Below are 14,228 nucleotides of genomic sequence, written 5' to 3' on the forward strand. Positions count from 1 at the left end.
ATATCCTATATTTCTCTACATTATGTGCTGATTTTCAGCGAATGGATGAATCCGTGTTTATGGAAAACAGCCAAATTGCTTATTTTTTGTGCAAATGGTGTTCATCATTGGAACCGGATTTGGATTTGTGCAGCAGCTCTGGTTTCGGCTCCGTCTCTTTCGGGAACACTGATACCCGATCTTTGGAGCGAAACTGAATACAAATAACCTTCCCCAAGTTCTTTAGGAAAGATGGAACCCGCAAGCCCAATCGAAGCTGTATAAAATCCTCTTAATGTAGAATCTGCACGAAACTCTCTTCCCAGTCCCGTAAGAAATTGGAATGAGTCTATCTTTCCAATCGCTAAACCTACGTTACCTGCATACATGGTTCTCACGGGATACGAAAAAGAATTTTCTCCGCCATTGAGAGAGATATTTGATCTTTCAAAAAAAGTTCGATTGGCTTCAATTTGTAAATCTATTGTTTCTGTGATTTTGTAACCTACACCAACTAACAAACGTTCAGGAAGACGTTCCTTCAATTTTTCAGATCCTAAATATTGATCAAACCTATAATTACCAGGAGATTCTAAAATAATTCCAAGTCGAAAATCTCCATACTGGAAAGCAGTTGAGGCAGAAACATTCCAAGAATAAGAACTGTAACCGCCAAGCCTTCCCGAAACACCTGGGCCTAAATTAATAGCAAAAGAAAGATATTCGTTTAATTTCCAACTAACAAATCCTTGGAAGGCATAATTGGAAAATCTTTCATCCGCAGGAAAAGATCGTAAAAAAACAGGTTTGGCCCTAAATCCAAATCCTAAAGAATCAGAATAGGAAAAATACAAAGCTCCTGCCAGGTATAAAGGGGATACTTTTGGATTCGCATAACTTCCGTTTACTCCTCCATCTAATAGATGTTTCGGCTGTTCTGCTAAAAAAGCTGTATTCCCATAAAGACTCCCCATTGTATTTTTTGTGACCACTCCCGAAGAAGAAAGTCCCAGCAAATAAGCTGATGGGTATGCCGATTCATAACCTGAGATTTGAGCCTGTAAATTCCCAAAAGCAGAAATGGAAAGAAAAAATCCAAACACCAGGAAATAGTATTTTCTTTTGAAAATCATTTACTGCCATTACTCCAAAGATTTATTGGAAAGAAAAGGGATTTCCAATGACAAAACCCATGTACAAACAATTTCGATCTCCACAAGGTTGGTATTCTTTTCTGTTTCCTGCCACTTGGGAACATATGGTTGTTGAGGAAATCCCAGCTTTTTTCCATCCTGATGGCGGTGGAGCTTTACAAGTCTATGCCTTTGAATCAAAACAAGAAGATTTTAACGTAGACTACGAATTAGAAAACTATTTAAAGATCCATGAAATTGATTACGATGCGGAAAACGTAGCCGTTTTTGAAAATAATGAAGGTTCTTCCATTCGTGCTTGTGAGTTCCTGAAAGAGGATCGTGTTTGGATGGTGTATATGGTCGCCAACCACACTAGAATGATTCTTTTGACTTACAATTCAGATGAAGAGGTAGGAGATGAACTTTTCCAGCAACTAACCAATATCATTAGTTCCGTACGGTTTTTGAATTAATTTCTTTCCCTTTTTTACTTTACAGAAAGTCATTTTGCCTTAGTCTCTAATCCACTCTTTAGTGCTGAAATTAGGAGACAATATGAAAAAAATAGGTTATGGAATTGGTGCTTTCTTTGGTGCCATTCTCCTTATCGTAATCATCGCGTTAGTTTTTGCTGGGAGTTTTATCACCCCTAGTTTTCTTGTCAAACAAATCGAATCATCCATCAATGTAAGGGCCCATGTCGAATCAGTCAACATCAGTCTATTCAATGTTCTTTCGGGAATTGAAATTGAAGGAATCATCCTTGCCCCGCGTGATGAAGTGGCAAATAAAGGCACTCCACTGGAGGAAAGAAAATCAAAACCAAAAGGACTTATCCAATTAGGTAAAGCTGATGTTAAAATCTCTTTTTTAGCTCTACTGACTAAAACTCTAAAAGTAAACAAAATCGTTTTAAAAAAACCAGAAATTTCTCTAAGCATGAATGAAGATGGGGGAAACAATCTCACTTCTCTTTTTAAAACACCAAAGATCGTAGATGGAGAAAAGAACCCTGCACTTTCACCAGAAGCGTTAGCAGAAAAAAAGGCAGCTGAGGAAGAAGAGGCAAAGGAAAAAGCAAGTGCCCCACCATCTGGCCCATTTTCTATCAAAGACATTCCTATCGCCATCAAAATGGGACTTGTGGGCATCCAAGAAGGAAACATCCAAGTCAATATGCGTAAAACAGGTCAACAAATCCAAATTCAAAAATTGGACTTGGAACTAAAAGATATTGATATCGATGGAAGTGACCTTAGTTCGCATAACAATGTAAATGTGAATTTTGATGCTGACGTCACCATCATTGGAAGAAATAAAAAGGAAGCCGCAAAGTTCATTCTGGAAACGGAAGGAAAGGTAACCCCTTTTGTAGTCAAAACTGGTCTTGTGAATCCAAAGGTGATTTATGAAGTTACAATGAAGGAAGATTCTTTTGTTTCTGGATTTGCTGCTTTTGATGCTATAGCCGGCGAACTTCCTGTCTTAGATCAAGCTGGTTTGAAGTTGGATAAACTAAAAGAGAAAGCAGAATTAAAAAAAGATGTTTCTTTCAAAGTGGAATATAGCAACGGAAGAGTGACCTTTCTAGATGAACCAACATTTCCGACAAAGAATTATGACTTACAAATTACCAAGGGTTCTTACATCATAACCACCACTAATTACCATGAAATGAAGATGGGAATGCTCTATGATGAAGATGAATCCAAAAAATCCTTAGCCTCACTAGATGAAAAAATCAAACAAGCCACAAAAGGCCAAGGGGATCCGAGAGCCCTCCGAAATAAAATTGTGGGAAATCTGATTAAAGACGAAAGGCTTTTCATTCCTTTTCGAACCTATGGAGATATCCGTAACCCGAATGTGGAACTCGGTGTTGGTCTCGGAACTTTAACCGATTTAATTGGTGGTGCCGTAAAAGAAGTGATCAAAGGAAAAGCCGCCGATGCTTTGAAAAAAATTCCAGGTGCGGGTGATGCACTCAAAGGACTTGGATTTTAAAAAGCAAAATCGAAAAGTACATAAAAAAGGGACTAAACATTTAGTCCCTTTTATCTTCAGTTATAGAACTTGCGTTAGAATTTTTTATTCTACCTATCTTCCACCACTGGATCTTTTTCTCATACTTGCATCCAGAACTTTTTTACGAAGACGTAAACTAGCTGGAGTTACTTCCAGAAGTTCATCATCATCCAAAAATTCAATGGATTGTTCCAAAGTCAGTCTCTTAGGTGGAACAAGACGAATCGCTTCGTCAGATCCAGAGGCACGAACGTTGGTTAATTTTTTCTCACGCACAGGGTTTACTTCTAAGTCCGAATCACGGCTATTCATTCCCAGAATCATCCCTGGATACACTGCTACTTGTGGTTCAATGAATAGTTCTCCACGTTCCTGAACTTTCCAAAGTGCATAAGCAGTGGATTCCCCAGAGTCCATAGAAATAAGAGCTCCGTTTTTACGACCAGGAATCTCACCTTTGTATTTATCAAATCGTAAGAAGCGACTAGACATTACCCCTTCTCCACGAGTTTCTGAAATAAAATGCCCTCTGAATCCGATCAGACCACGAGTGGGGATTACATATTCCACACGAGTGATTCCGGAAGTATGAGCATCCATTCCGGTGAGTTCCCCTTTACGGCGGTTTAGTTCCTGGATACAAGCACCCGAGTATTGGTCAGGAAGATCCATCACAAGTGTTTCGTATGGCTCAATCTTTTCACCAGCTTCATTTTGTTTGATGATGACTTCAGGACGAGATACTTGGAGTTCATATCCTTCCCTTCTCATGTTTTCAATGAGGATAGATAAATGGAGTTCCCCACGACCCAAAATTTTAAAACGATCTTTGTCTTCTGTTTCTTCCAAACGAAGGGCAACGTTTGTTTCAAGTTCGCGGTCAAGGCGTTCGCGAAGGTTTCTTGTCGTTACAAACTTTCCTTCTTTACCAGCAAATGGAGAGTTGTTGACCATAAAGAACATGGAAACAGTTGGTTCTTCTACTTGGATGGCTGGAAGTGGAAGTGGATTTCCAAGATCACAAACAGTATCCCCGATGAACACATCTGGAATTCCTGCCATAGCAACGATATCTCCAGACCCTGCTTCGTCGATTTCGTAACGTGTGAGACCTTCATAACCATAAAGTTTAGTGATTTTATAATTCGCAGTGGTTCCGTTGGTTTTTGCGAGTGTTACATCGGCACCTTTTTTCATAGTCCCTTGGTAAATTTTACCAATCGCGATACGACCTACGTATTCATTATAATCAAGAGCTGTTACTTGGAATTGGAGGGCTTTGTCGCTTTCACTTTTAACGGCAGCAACATGTTCCAAAACTTTGTCGAGAAGTGGTTCGATGTTAGAACCTGGGACTTCAGAAAGTTGGTTTACTGCCCAACCTTGTTTTGCAGAAGCATAGATGATAGGGAAGTCTAATTGTTCTTCGGTGGCACCTAGATCACTAAACAAATCAAATACTTTGTCTACTGAGTATCCAGGTCTTGCACCTTCACGGTCTACTTTGTTTACAACCACGATTGGTCTGTGTCCGAGTTGGAGTGATTTTCCTAGAACAAACCGAGTTTGTGGCATGGGCCCGTCGAAAGCATCGACAAGTAAAAGTGTGCAGTCTGTCATGGACAGAACTCGTTCCACTTCCCCTCCGAAGTCCGCGTGACCTGGAGTGTCTACGATATTAATGCGAGTGCCTTTGTATTTTACCGAGGTGTTTTTAGCAAGGATGGTAATCCCTTTTTCCTGTTCCAATGCGTTGGAATCCATGAGTCTTTCTCGGTCTTCTTTTGCGGTTACGGCGCCCGTATGGCGAAGGATACAATCAGTGAGTGTCGTCTTACCGTGGTCGACGTGTGCGATGATGGCGATGTTGCGAATTTCCATTGTTTTTACCAGAAATTCTAATCCAGTTAGGCTGTAAATGGGGATTTCAGTTTGACAAGAGGTGGCTGTCAGAAATCCTGGTAAGAACTACATTCGAGAAAGAGATTAGGATAGTTATATGTTCGCCATCATTGAACTTGGAGCCAAACAATTTAAAGTGTCTCCTGACCAGGTATTCGTCGCAGAAAAAACAGGAAACTCGGTTGGAAGCACAGTAGAAACGAAAGTCCTACTCCTTTCCGATAATAACAAAGTCAACATTGGAGCACCAGCACTTTCCGGTGCGAAAGTGACTTTGAAAGTATTAGAAGACTGCAAGGGTGACAAAATCCACGGTTTCAAATACAAAAAAAGAAAAAACTACAAGAAGTCTTGGGGTCATAGACAACAACTCCAAAAACTCCAAGTAGTGTCCATCAACGGATAATTGATTTATAGTAAGATTTTTAAAGATTTAGGAGGGAAGATCGCAGGAATCCAACTGGAAGGACATTCTCCCACGGACTTTGGTTCGAAAGGCGAAAATCTTTTGTGTGCAGGAGTTTCCACTCTCGTTCAGAGTGCTCACTCATATTTAGCATCACAAAGCAGTTTGGAATCGGAAGAAAAAAGAGACGGGTATTTAAAGTTTTTAGTAAAACAAAATCAACGAGATGGTTACCAAAGCCTACTCTCCATGGTTGCGTTTGGATTAAAAAGTTTAGAACACTCTCATTCCCAAGCGATTTCCATCCAAGACGAAATAATAAAGGGGTAAACAATGGCTACAAAGAAAGGTGGTGGATCCACAAAGAACGGTCGTGATTCGGTATCAAAGAGACTTGGTGTAAAAGTTTACGGTGGTCAATTTGCCATTGCTGGGAACATTATTGTTCGCCAAAGAGGAACTGAATACAAACCCGGAAAAAACGTAGGGATTGGTCGTGACCATACTCTTTACGCACTTGTTGACGGTGTTGTGACTTTCGAACATGTAACTAGAGAAAGACAACAAATCTCCGTTTACCCGAAAGTGTAATCCTCTCCTACAAATGAGAGGACAAAACCCGTTTTAGGATCTCCCTTGAACGGGTTTTTTTTTGACTAAAGGAAATTATGAGCGGATTTATCGACGAAGTACCCATTCAAATTCGAGCCGGACACGGAGGGGCAGGTTCTGTCCATTTTCATAAAGAGAAGTTTGTGGAATTTGGTGGTCCCGACGGGGGTGATGGTGGCAAAGGTGGTGATGTGATCTTTCTTGCGGAAGGTCGGATGATGACTTTGGAAAATTACCTTCCCGATCGTTTGTACCCAGCACAAGATGGAGAACCAGGGCTCGGTCAAAATCGAAATGGCAAAAATGGTGAAGATCTGGTTCTAAAAGTCCCTGTGGGAACCCAAATCTTTGATTCGGTAACGATGGAACTCCTCTATGATTTTAATGCAGATGGGGAAAGTTTTACCATTGCCACTGGGGGACGGGGCGGAAAAGGAAATACTTTTTTTAAAACTTCTGTACAACAGGCTCCCCGCTACAGCCAACCCGGAGAGGAAGGTGGTGAACTTTCCTTATTATTACAACTCAAACTTCTTGCTGATATAGGAATTGTAGGATTACCTAATGCCGGTAAGTCTACTTTACTCGCCAAAATCACACATGCGCATCCAAAAATTGCGGGTTATGCCTTTACTACCCTTTCCCCTAACCTTGGTGTGGTGCATAGACACGAAGATTTGTTTCGGTATACGGTAGCAGATATTCCTGGAATCATTGAAGGAGCATCTCGGGGTGTAGGTCTTGGGATTAGTTTTCTCAAACATATTGAACGAGTCCAAGGGATTTTGTTTTTGTTTGATGGAAGTAACTTACAATTAGAAGAAGAATTGGAAATGTTACGAAGTGAGCTTGGTAATTACAACGAATCTCTACTAAAGAAAAAATACCTACTTGTGATCAATAAAATGGATATTTGGGACAACGATCCAGGTTTTACAGAAGAGATCCAAAAGAACTATTCTCATTTAGGGGAAATCATTTGTATTTCTGCAGATAAAGAATCCAATTTAGAGTATCTTCTGGAACGGATCGACAAAGTTTTTTTTGAAGAAAAATCAAAGTTAGTTTATGAAAACACGTAAGGACTTTTTAAACTCCCTCCAAAAAGCAAAACTCATTGTGATTAAAATCGGAAGTGCACGTGTTTCCGGTGAAGAATCTAAAATTAATGATTTTTTGTATGATCTTGTGGGCGATATTCGTTCCCTCAGAGACCAAGGGAAAGAAGTGATCCTTGTTTCTTCTGGAGCGATTGCTCAAGGAAAAAAACTTCTCGTAGACCAAGCGGGAGATCAGTCTCTTCCCAACGGGAAAACCACTCTCGCCGAAAAGCAGGCATTTGCTGCTATGGGTCAAAACAAACTCCTCAATCTTTATGAAAGTTTTTTTAGTCGAGTGAACATTCCCATTGCTCAAATTCTTTTTGGCAGAAAAGACTTAAACGAAGAAAAAAGTTTTACCAACCTCAAACAAACCTTTCGCCAACTACTAAATTGGGGAATTCTCCCCATCGTGAATGAAAATGATTCTGTTTCTACTGAAGAGATCAATTTAGGTGATAACGATATTCTTTCTGCAATTGTGGCGTCTATTGTGGGCGCGGATCTCCTTCTCATTCTCACAGGTGTGGATGGATTTTTGAAAGAGAATTCAAAGATTGATTTATTTACTGAGATTACAAAAGAAACAGAAAACCTAGCCACAGGGCCCTCTGGCCCTGGAACCGGTGGGATGTTTACTAAAATCAATGCCGCAAAACTTTTGTTACCATTTGGAATTAAAACAGGGATTGTTAACGGTGAAAAAAAACATGCAATTTCTCAGTTTTTTGAAACGGAAAACATGGGAACTTTAATCGCAAATCCTGAATTGCCTCACCAAATTCCCAATGCATCTGAAATCCAAACTCATTTTTTTTCCTTTCAGTCGGAGTAAACTATGGCAGACGATCCTACAAACTATGCAAAATCATTAGCCACCAAAGCTAAGTTAGCGAGTCGGTCCCTAAAGGGCTTAACTACTTTAGAAAAAAACTCGGTTCTAAGACGAGTGGAAGAACTTCTCTTCGCAAACGAAGCTGCTATCATTGAAAAAAATCAATTGGATATGAAAAATGGAAAAGAGAAAGGACTCTCTCCTTCCATGATGGACCGACTCCTCCTTGATTCCAAACGAATTAAAGGAATGGCAAAAAGTATCGAAGAAATTCGGAATCTCCCTGATCCGGTTGGTGAAGTGGTTCGGGGAACAATTTTACCCAATGGACTTGAACTTCTCACCAAACGCGTGCCAATCGGTGTGGTGATGACAATTTTTGAATCAAGACCCAATGTCATTATTGATATTGCTTCCTTGTCGTTTAAATCGGGCAATGCCTGTATTCTACGAGGAGGATCGGAAGCCTTTCATTCCAATTCAATTCTCTCTTCTTTATTCCATAAAGCCATTGAAGAAGCAAAACTTCCTGGTGTTTCCAAAGATGTTGTCACCTTTGTAGAAAATACAAATCGAGAAGCGATGGTTCCTTTTTTCCAATTAGAAGATCTGATAGATGTGATTGTTCCCCGAGGTGGAGAAGCCCTCATTCGTTTTGTTTCTGAAAATAGTAAAATCCCTGTTATCAAACACGATAAAGGTGTTACGAATCTCTATTTATCAGACAAAGCAAATCCTGAAATTGTATTTCCCATTCTTGTAAACTCCAAAGTCCAAAGGCCTGGGGTTTGTAATGCCTTGGAGAATTTATTCATCCATAAAGATTATCCAAATATTACAGGATTACTTTCCGAATTAGAAACTTCTGGAATTCAAATTTTAGGGGATTCTGCCATTCAAAATCTACTTCCTTCCGCAAAACTAGCGTCAGAGGATGATTTTTATACAGAATTTTTGGACACAAGACTGAGTGTTCGCATCGTTTCCTCAGTTTCAGAAGCAATGGAAAATATCCGAAAGTATAGCTCGGGTCATACGGAATGTATTTTATCTGAAGATGTTTCTGAGATCCAAATCTTCCAAAAGGAATTAGATAGTGCAGCTATTTTTGTAAATTGTTCTACAAGGTTTCATGATGGTGGTGAGTATGGACTTGGTGCTGAGGTAGGAATTTCCACCGGGAAACTTCATGTTCGTGGACCCATGGGACTTATCCACCTAACAACTACAACAACCTATGTCACAGGAAGTGGACAAGTCCGCGGTTAAAAATGGAAGTTTTGTTTTTTGGAGGAAGTTTCAATCCACCTCATAGAGGACACCGGCATGTGATAGAATCCATAACCAAATCTTTCCCGCATGCAAAACTTTACATTTGTCCTAATTTTGTCTCTCCATTGAAGGATGCGGGCAAAGATTTTCAGGCAAATGAAATATGGGAACTCTGTTTGGCTGAATTTGAAGATTTTCTTTCGGAAAATGTTATCCTTTGGGATGAGGAAATCAAACAACCAAACGTTAGTTATACAATTAGTACTCTTGCCGTTTTAAAAAATTTACACCCCAATTCTGAAATTTCTTTAGTGATCGGAGAAGATAATTTAGAAACTTTTGATCAGTGGAAATCATATTCGGAGATTCTAAAGCTCATTTTTTCACTGATTGTGGTTCGAAGGGAAACACCTTACCCAAAGGAAATTCCTCTTCCCAAATTTATCCCCAAAGAGAAACTTAAGGTTTTAGAAAATCCAATTTTAGCTTTGAGTAGTACAGAAATTCGCCAAATCTCAGAAGTAGATTGGAATCATCACCTTGTTCTTCCTAAAACAAAAGAACTTGCCTTAGAATTCCAGAAAGGGAAAGAGGACAGCTCTTCCCGATGAAAGAAACGAAAGGAAAACTTACATCCTTTGAAGATTGGATTTTATTTTTTCTGGAAGAAGTTCCAAAACATGTAACAGAAACCCGTTTCCAACATATTCTACGTGTAGCCGATTATGCAGAATCGCTTGCAATGATTCATGGATATACAAGTCCCAAAAAAGCTTATCTTGCAGGTCTTTGTCACGACATCACCAAACAGAAAAAAATGGAAATTCATACTGCTTTGTTCTTTGAGTATTCAGTGGATACAAAAGGGATTCCCTCCCAGGCCTTGCATGCATTTTCAGCTCCCTTATGGCTCGAGAAAGAATATGGATTTACAGATTTTGAAATTGCAAGAGCCATTTCTTCCCATACTTTGGGAAACGATTCCCCCTCTCTTTTAGATAAGATTTTGTATGCGGCTGATTTTTTAGGATCAGATTATGCCCATAGGCAACCAGAACTTTCCAATTGGGTTCAGAAAACAGAGGAAAATCTGGACTACGGAGTTTTTATGAAAGCCTTCCAAACCATTTCCTTTCTTATGGAAAAAAAGGAAGTCATTCATCCCTATACTTTTTTTACCTATAACCAATCAGCAAATTTGATTAAGGAAACCAAATAGATGTTACGTGAAGCTCCTAAAAAACAACCAATCCCTGCAAAAACTCTTTTGATTGCGGCTGGTTCCTTTTTTCTCATTGCCCTATTATTTTTAGTCTTTCGTTCCAAAGGTGGTTTTTCGTTGGACCAAAAATTTTCGCAAAGTAAGAGGTTACCCATTCTCTTTTCTGTTCTGGATGAAAAAGACGAATACCTATTTTCTCTATATGTCGAATTTTATCCCAATGAAAAAAAGGCTGCTCTTTTCTTTGTAAATCCCAAAACCAGTTTCGACGATGGAGAAAAATCCCTCAAAGAAAAAGGAAGTTCTGCTCCTTCTTATGTAGAATCTGTTTTGGAAGATACTTTAGATTCTAGTATCCCTTTTAAAATTGTTTGGACCAAAAAACAGTTTCAAAATTGGATCAATTTACTCGGTGGACTGAATTTATTTTTTGAACCAAGATCCCTTCACATAACAAAAAACTACGAAAGATCTAAACAAACTTATATTTTGGATGGAGAAGATACTTTTGATTGGATGAGTTCATTGAACGATGAATCAATGATTTCTTATATCCGTAGGCTCGAAATTCAAGAAACAGTATTTTTAACTGTTTTAGAATCCATCCATGAAAAACGAGATTTACTGAGTAAACAAAGAGTGGCTTACCTCCACACGCAAATGACCACCAACCTTTCGATTAAGGAATGGGAAACCCTCATTGATTTTTTGAAAAAAGAAAAAATCCATTTTGGTGTTTCTGAGGTTCCAGGGGAACCAGTGGGGCGTCTCAAGTTAAAAGATGAAGTTTTAAAAGCAAACCAGGAAACGGTAAAAGTAGCCTTTCATAAATTTTCAAGTGAACTTAGGTCTCTTTCTTTTAGTGAGGGGGAACGCGCTCGGATAGAAGTCCTAAATGGAACTCCTAAAAATGGGCTTGCCAGATACGGGAAGGTACTTCTTAATGATAAGGGTCTGAAAGTTCTCTCCGTTGACAATGCCTGGGATTCTAGTTTTAAATCCAGTATCATCCTCAATCGCTCTGGAAATACACAGTACACGGATATCATCTCTGATACCTTCCAAGGTAGAAGAGTTTACTTTGCTCTTCGGAAAGATCTGGGTCTGGATGCTACAGTGATACTAGGGGAAGATTTTCAAAACTCTAAGGATTAAAATGCCGAATATCAGTGCCGAGACAATAGAACATCTCAAAAAAATTAAACAGACGTTAATTGATAAAAAATGTGAAAACATCCAATTTTTGGATTTAAAAGACGTCCATAGTTATCTATCCTTATTTGTAATTGCGACTGTCAAAACGGAGACACAAGGAAGGTCTTGTGCCAAAGATATTGATAAGTATATGAAACCTCTAAAGTTAGCCGTGAAACGACAAAACCTGACAGATCTTCCTAAAGATGCAACCGGTTGGATCCTTCTCGACTATGGTGAAATTTGTGTACATATCATGACAGACGAAATGAGGACTTATTATTCCTTAGATCGTCTTTGGGGTGATGCAACACCTATTTCTGTATAAGAACGAGTGCTTCTTCCCAGTTCTCCTTTGGTAATTCACAAGTAAAGTTACGACATACATAAAACTTCATTCCAGAACCAGCGTCCCTTCCCATCAGAAGTTCTAGTTCTGGAGCGAGGACCTTCGCTTTTGTTTCCTCCAAAACAAGCCAAACTAGATTAGGATCTTTTAAACTGGATAACTCATTTTTAATCTTTTGGATTTCCTCAGGATTCTGATTTTTATAGACAACAAGAACCTCTTTGGATGGGTATTGGAATTTTTGGAAGGCAGAGAGCATCGAAGGATAACTGAGTGAATTCTGAGTTAGTTCAGGTAAAAAATAAGAGAAAATGGAATTTGCTTTTTTTTCCAAATCTATTTTTTGATAACCTAAGGAATGTAAAAAGTAAAACAAATGTAAGATGGTTGAATTTCCAGAAGGTTCCACTCCATCATAACCTTCAATCGTTCGAACGATTAAATCTTCATTTCCATGAAAAGATTCATAAAATGGTCCCGCTTTCGAGTCGAAATGAGAAAATAAATATTCTAAAGATCGTTTTCCTTTAGAATAAACATCTAAATCCTCATCCAATTGGAAAAGTTTCATCGAAACCCAAATAAATTCTGAATAATCGGAAAGTGTTCCAAAATATTTGGCTTCTCCTTCGCGGTAACGTCGAAGGATCGATCCATCTTCCCCTACTAGTTGTTTTGTGATAAACTGATAAACATTTTTTGCATCGGAGAGATAATCTGAAATTCCGGAAACCTCATAAGCAGAAAGCAAAGCTCGGATCCAAAGGCAGTTCCAAGAAGTCAAAACTTTATCATCACGAAGTGGTCGAATCCTTGTTTCACGAACTGCCAATAATTTTTCTTTGGCAGTTTCTAATTGCCCGAGAAACTCTGGTTTGAAGTCGATTCCATCCACATAAGGATTTTTCCCCTTCCAGTAAACATTGAGGATGTTCTGGTGTTCAAAATTTCCTTCTTCGGTGACATTCCAAAATCCTTGGATTTCCTCTTCAGGAACCACTCCTTTGAATTCAGAATGTTTCCAGAGATAGAATTTTCCCTCTTCACCTTCCGAATCGGCATCTTCGGCACTGGCGATCCCTCCTCGTTCGAGACTCATATCCCGACGGATATAATTTACAATTTCGCGGATTACTTCTAAAAAGAAAGGGTTACCGGTTGCTCTGTATAAAAGAGAAAGTGACTCCACATATAAGGAATTATCATATAACATCTTTTCGAAGTGTGGTACAAGCCACTCATGGTCTGTTGCATAACGGCAAATTCCTCCTCCCACTTGGTCATAAATTCCACCAAATTTCATGGCATAAGCCGTGTTAAAAGCCATCTCGAGAGCTCTAGGGTCTTTTTTTAATAAGTAGAACTCCGTAAGAAAACTCATCGCCATACTCGGTGGAAATTTATTCACTGAATTGGTTTTAAATCCAAAAAAATCTTTATCGTACACTTGAAGGTACCTTTCAAAATTTTTATCGATGATTTCGGTGGCAGGAAGTTTTCCCTCGTTCGGCCTTGTTTCATTGTCACGTAAATACTGTGTCAAATCCGAAGCAGCCGTGATGAGTTCCTCACGTTGGTTCTTCCAAGCTTCTGAAACCAAACGCAAAACCTCTTTGAAACTGCGTTTTCCGTAGCGGTTTTCGGGAGGAAAATAAGTTCCTCCAAGGATGGGTTCCTTCTCGGGAGTGAGAAACATATTGAGGGGCCAACCACCTTGAGTTCCCATCGCGTGCAGTGCGTCCATGTAAATTTTATCTATGTCTGGACGTTCTTCCCTGTCTAACTTGATGCATACGAAATCACGGTTTAAGACTTCTGCTGTAGAATCATCTTCAAATGATTCCCGTTCCATCACATGGCACCAGTGACAGGTCGAATATCCAATGGAAAGAAAGATGATTTTATCTTCTTTTTTAGCCTTCTCGAAGGCTTCGGTTCCCCAGGGAAACCAATCTACGGGATTGTGTGCATGCTGTAACAGATAAGGACTTTTTTCATGAACCAAACGATTCGGTTTTTTCGACAGATTTGCCACAATGTTCTCCCAGAAACCAAGGTTTCTTCTCGTAGCTTTTTACATTTTGGGTTGCTTGACAACATTGATTTTTTCATCTTGTCTCTGTAAGGGGTTTAAGAAGTTTCCATTGAACAGTCACAATATTTCTTCCCCGTATTTTTTTATCAGTCCTCGAAAGT

15 protein-coding genes are annotated in these 14,228 nt (G+C 39.2%); 12 read left to right on the plus strand and 3 right to left on the minus strand.

All coding sequences use genetic code 11. The features are described from left to right. Window positions 1-104 precede the first annotated feature (104 nt). The gene (locus CH361_RS09515) at window positions 105-1,112 is read right to left on the minus strand and encodes a hypothetical protein (protein WP_100790608.1); all 1,008 of its coding nucleotides are present in this window, start codon (window positions 1,110-1,112) and stop codon (window positions 105-107) included. Between the two features lie 47 nt (window positions 1,113-1,159). Between CH361_RS09515 and CH361_RS09520 the strand changes: the two genes are divergently transcribed. Both CH361_RS09520 and CH361_RS09525 read left to right on the plus strand, forming a co-directional pair. After that, the gene (locus CH361_RS09520; RefSeq protein WP_100790609.1) at window positions 1,160-1,588 is read left to right on the plus strand and encodes a hypothetical protein; all 429 of its coding nucleotides are present in this window, start codon (window positions 1,160-1,162) and stop codon (window positions 1,586-1,588) included. A gap of 82 nt (window positions 1,589-1,670) precedes the next feature. Then, window positions 1,671-3,119: an AsmA family protein gene (locus tag CH361_RS09525; RefSeq protein WP_100790610.1), complete on the plus strand. Its 1,449-nt coding sequence runs from the start codon at window positions 1,671-1,673 to the stop codon at window positions 3,117-3,119. A 93-nt stretch (window positions 3,120-3,212) separates the two neighbouring features. Here the strand turns inward: CH361_RS09525 and typA are convergent, their stop codons facing one another. After that, window positions 3,213-5,021 (minus strand): translational GTPase TypA, encoded by a 1,809-nt coding sequence (gene typA / locus CH361_RS09530; RefSeq protein ID WP_100790611.1) that lies wholly within the window; start codon window positions 5,019-5,021, stop codon window positions 3,213-3,215. 118 nt (window positions 5,022-5,139) lie between these two features. Here typA and rplU point away from each other — a divergent pair, with 118 nt between their 5' ends. The 10 genes from rplU (at window position 5,140) to rsfS (ending at window position 12,011) form a co-directional block, all read left to right on the plus strand. Further along, a complete protein-coding gene (gene rplU, locus CH361_RS09535; protein ID WP_100790612.1) occupies window positions 5,140-5,448 on the plus strand; it encodes a 50S ribosomal protein L21 in 309 nt (102 codons plus the stop codon). Continuing rightward, window positions 5,449-5,778: a ribosomal-processing cysteine protease Prp gene (locus CH361_RS09540; protein WP_100790613.1), complete on the plus strand. Its 330-nt coding sequence runs from the start codon at window positions 5,449-5,451 to the stop codon at window positions 5,776-5,778. It abuts the gene before it with no gap. A 3-nt stretch (window positions 5,779-5,781) separates the two neighbouring features. After that, window positions 5,782-6,039 (plus strand): 50S ribosomal protein L27, encoded by a 258-nt coding sequence (rpmA, locus tag CH361_RS09545; protein ID WP_100742967.1) that lies wholly within the window; start codon window positions 5,782-5,784, stop codon window positions 6,037-6,039. A gap of 77 nt (window positions 6,040-6,116) precedes the next feature. Further along, window positions 6,117-7,142: a GTPase ObgE gene (gene obgE, locus CH361_RS09550; protein ID WP_100790614.1), complete on the plus strand. Its 1,026-nt coding sequence runs from the start codon at window positions 6,117-6,119 to the stop codon at window positions 7,140-7,142. After that, on the plus strand, window positions 7,129-7,995 hold the full coding sequence (gene proB, locus CH361_RS09555; protein WP_100790615.1) for a glutamate 5-kinase: 867 nt from the start codon (window positions 7,129-7,131) through the stop codon (window positions 7,993-7,995). Before obgE ends, proB begins: the two co-directional genes overlap by 14 nt. 3 nt (window positions 7,996-7,998) lie before the next feature. Further along, window positions 7,999-9,264: a glutamate-5-semialdehyde dehydrogenase gene (locus CH361_RS09560; RefSeq protein WP_100790616.1), complete on the plus strand. Its 1,266-nt coding sequence runs from the start codon at window positions 7,999-8,001 to the stop codon at window positions 9,262-9,264. Window positions 9,265-9,266: 2 nt separating this feature from the next. Continuing rightward, window positions 9,267-9,878, plus strand: coding sequence for a nicotinate (nicotinamide) nucleotide adenylyltransferase (nadD, locus tag CH361_RS09565; RefSeq protein WP_100790617.1), 612 nt, complete (start codon window positions 9,267-9,269; stop codon window positions 9,876-9,878). Beyond that, entirely contained in the window at window positions 9,875-10,486 is a 612-nt protein-coding gene (gene yqeK / locus CH361_RS09570; RefSeq protein WP_100790618.1) for a bis(5'-nucleosyl)-tetraphosphatase (symmetrical) YqeK, read from the plus strand. Before nadD ends, yqeK begins: the two co-directional genes overlap by 4 nt. Next, on the plus strand, window positions 10,487-11,644 hold the full coding sequence (locus CH361_RS09575) for a LytR C-terminal domain-containing protein (RefSeq protein ID WP_100790619.1): 1,158 nt from the start codon (window positions 10,487-10,489) through the stop codon (window positions 11,642-11,644). A 1-nt stretch (window position 11,645) separates the two neighbouring features. Then, the gene (gene rsfS, locus CH361_RS09580; protein ID WP_100790620.1) at window positions 11,646-12,011 is read left to right on the plus strand and encodes a ribosome silencing factor; all 366 of its coding nucleotides are present in this window, start codon (window positions 11,646-11,648) and stop codon (window positions 12,009-12,011) included. Here rsfS and CH361_RS09585 read toward each other — a convergent pair. Beyond that, a complete protein-coding gene (locus CH361_RS09585; protein WP_100790621.1) occupies window positions 11,998-14,067 on the minus strand; it encodes a thioredoxin domain-containing protein in 2,070 nt (689 codons plus the stop codon). The two genes, rsfS and CH361_RS09585, sit on opposite strands and share 14 nt — an antisense overlap. Window positions 14,068-14,228 lie beyond the last annotated feature (161 nt).

Origin of the sequence: Leptospira brenneri (genome assembly GCF_002812125.1) — a bacterium.
Lineage (GTDB): Bacteria > Spirochaetota > Leptospiria > Leptospirales > Leptospiraceae > Leptospira_A > Leptospira_A brenneri.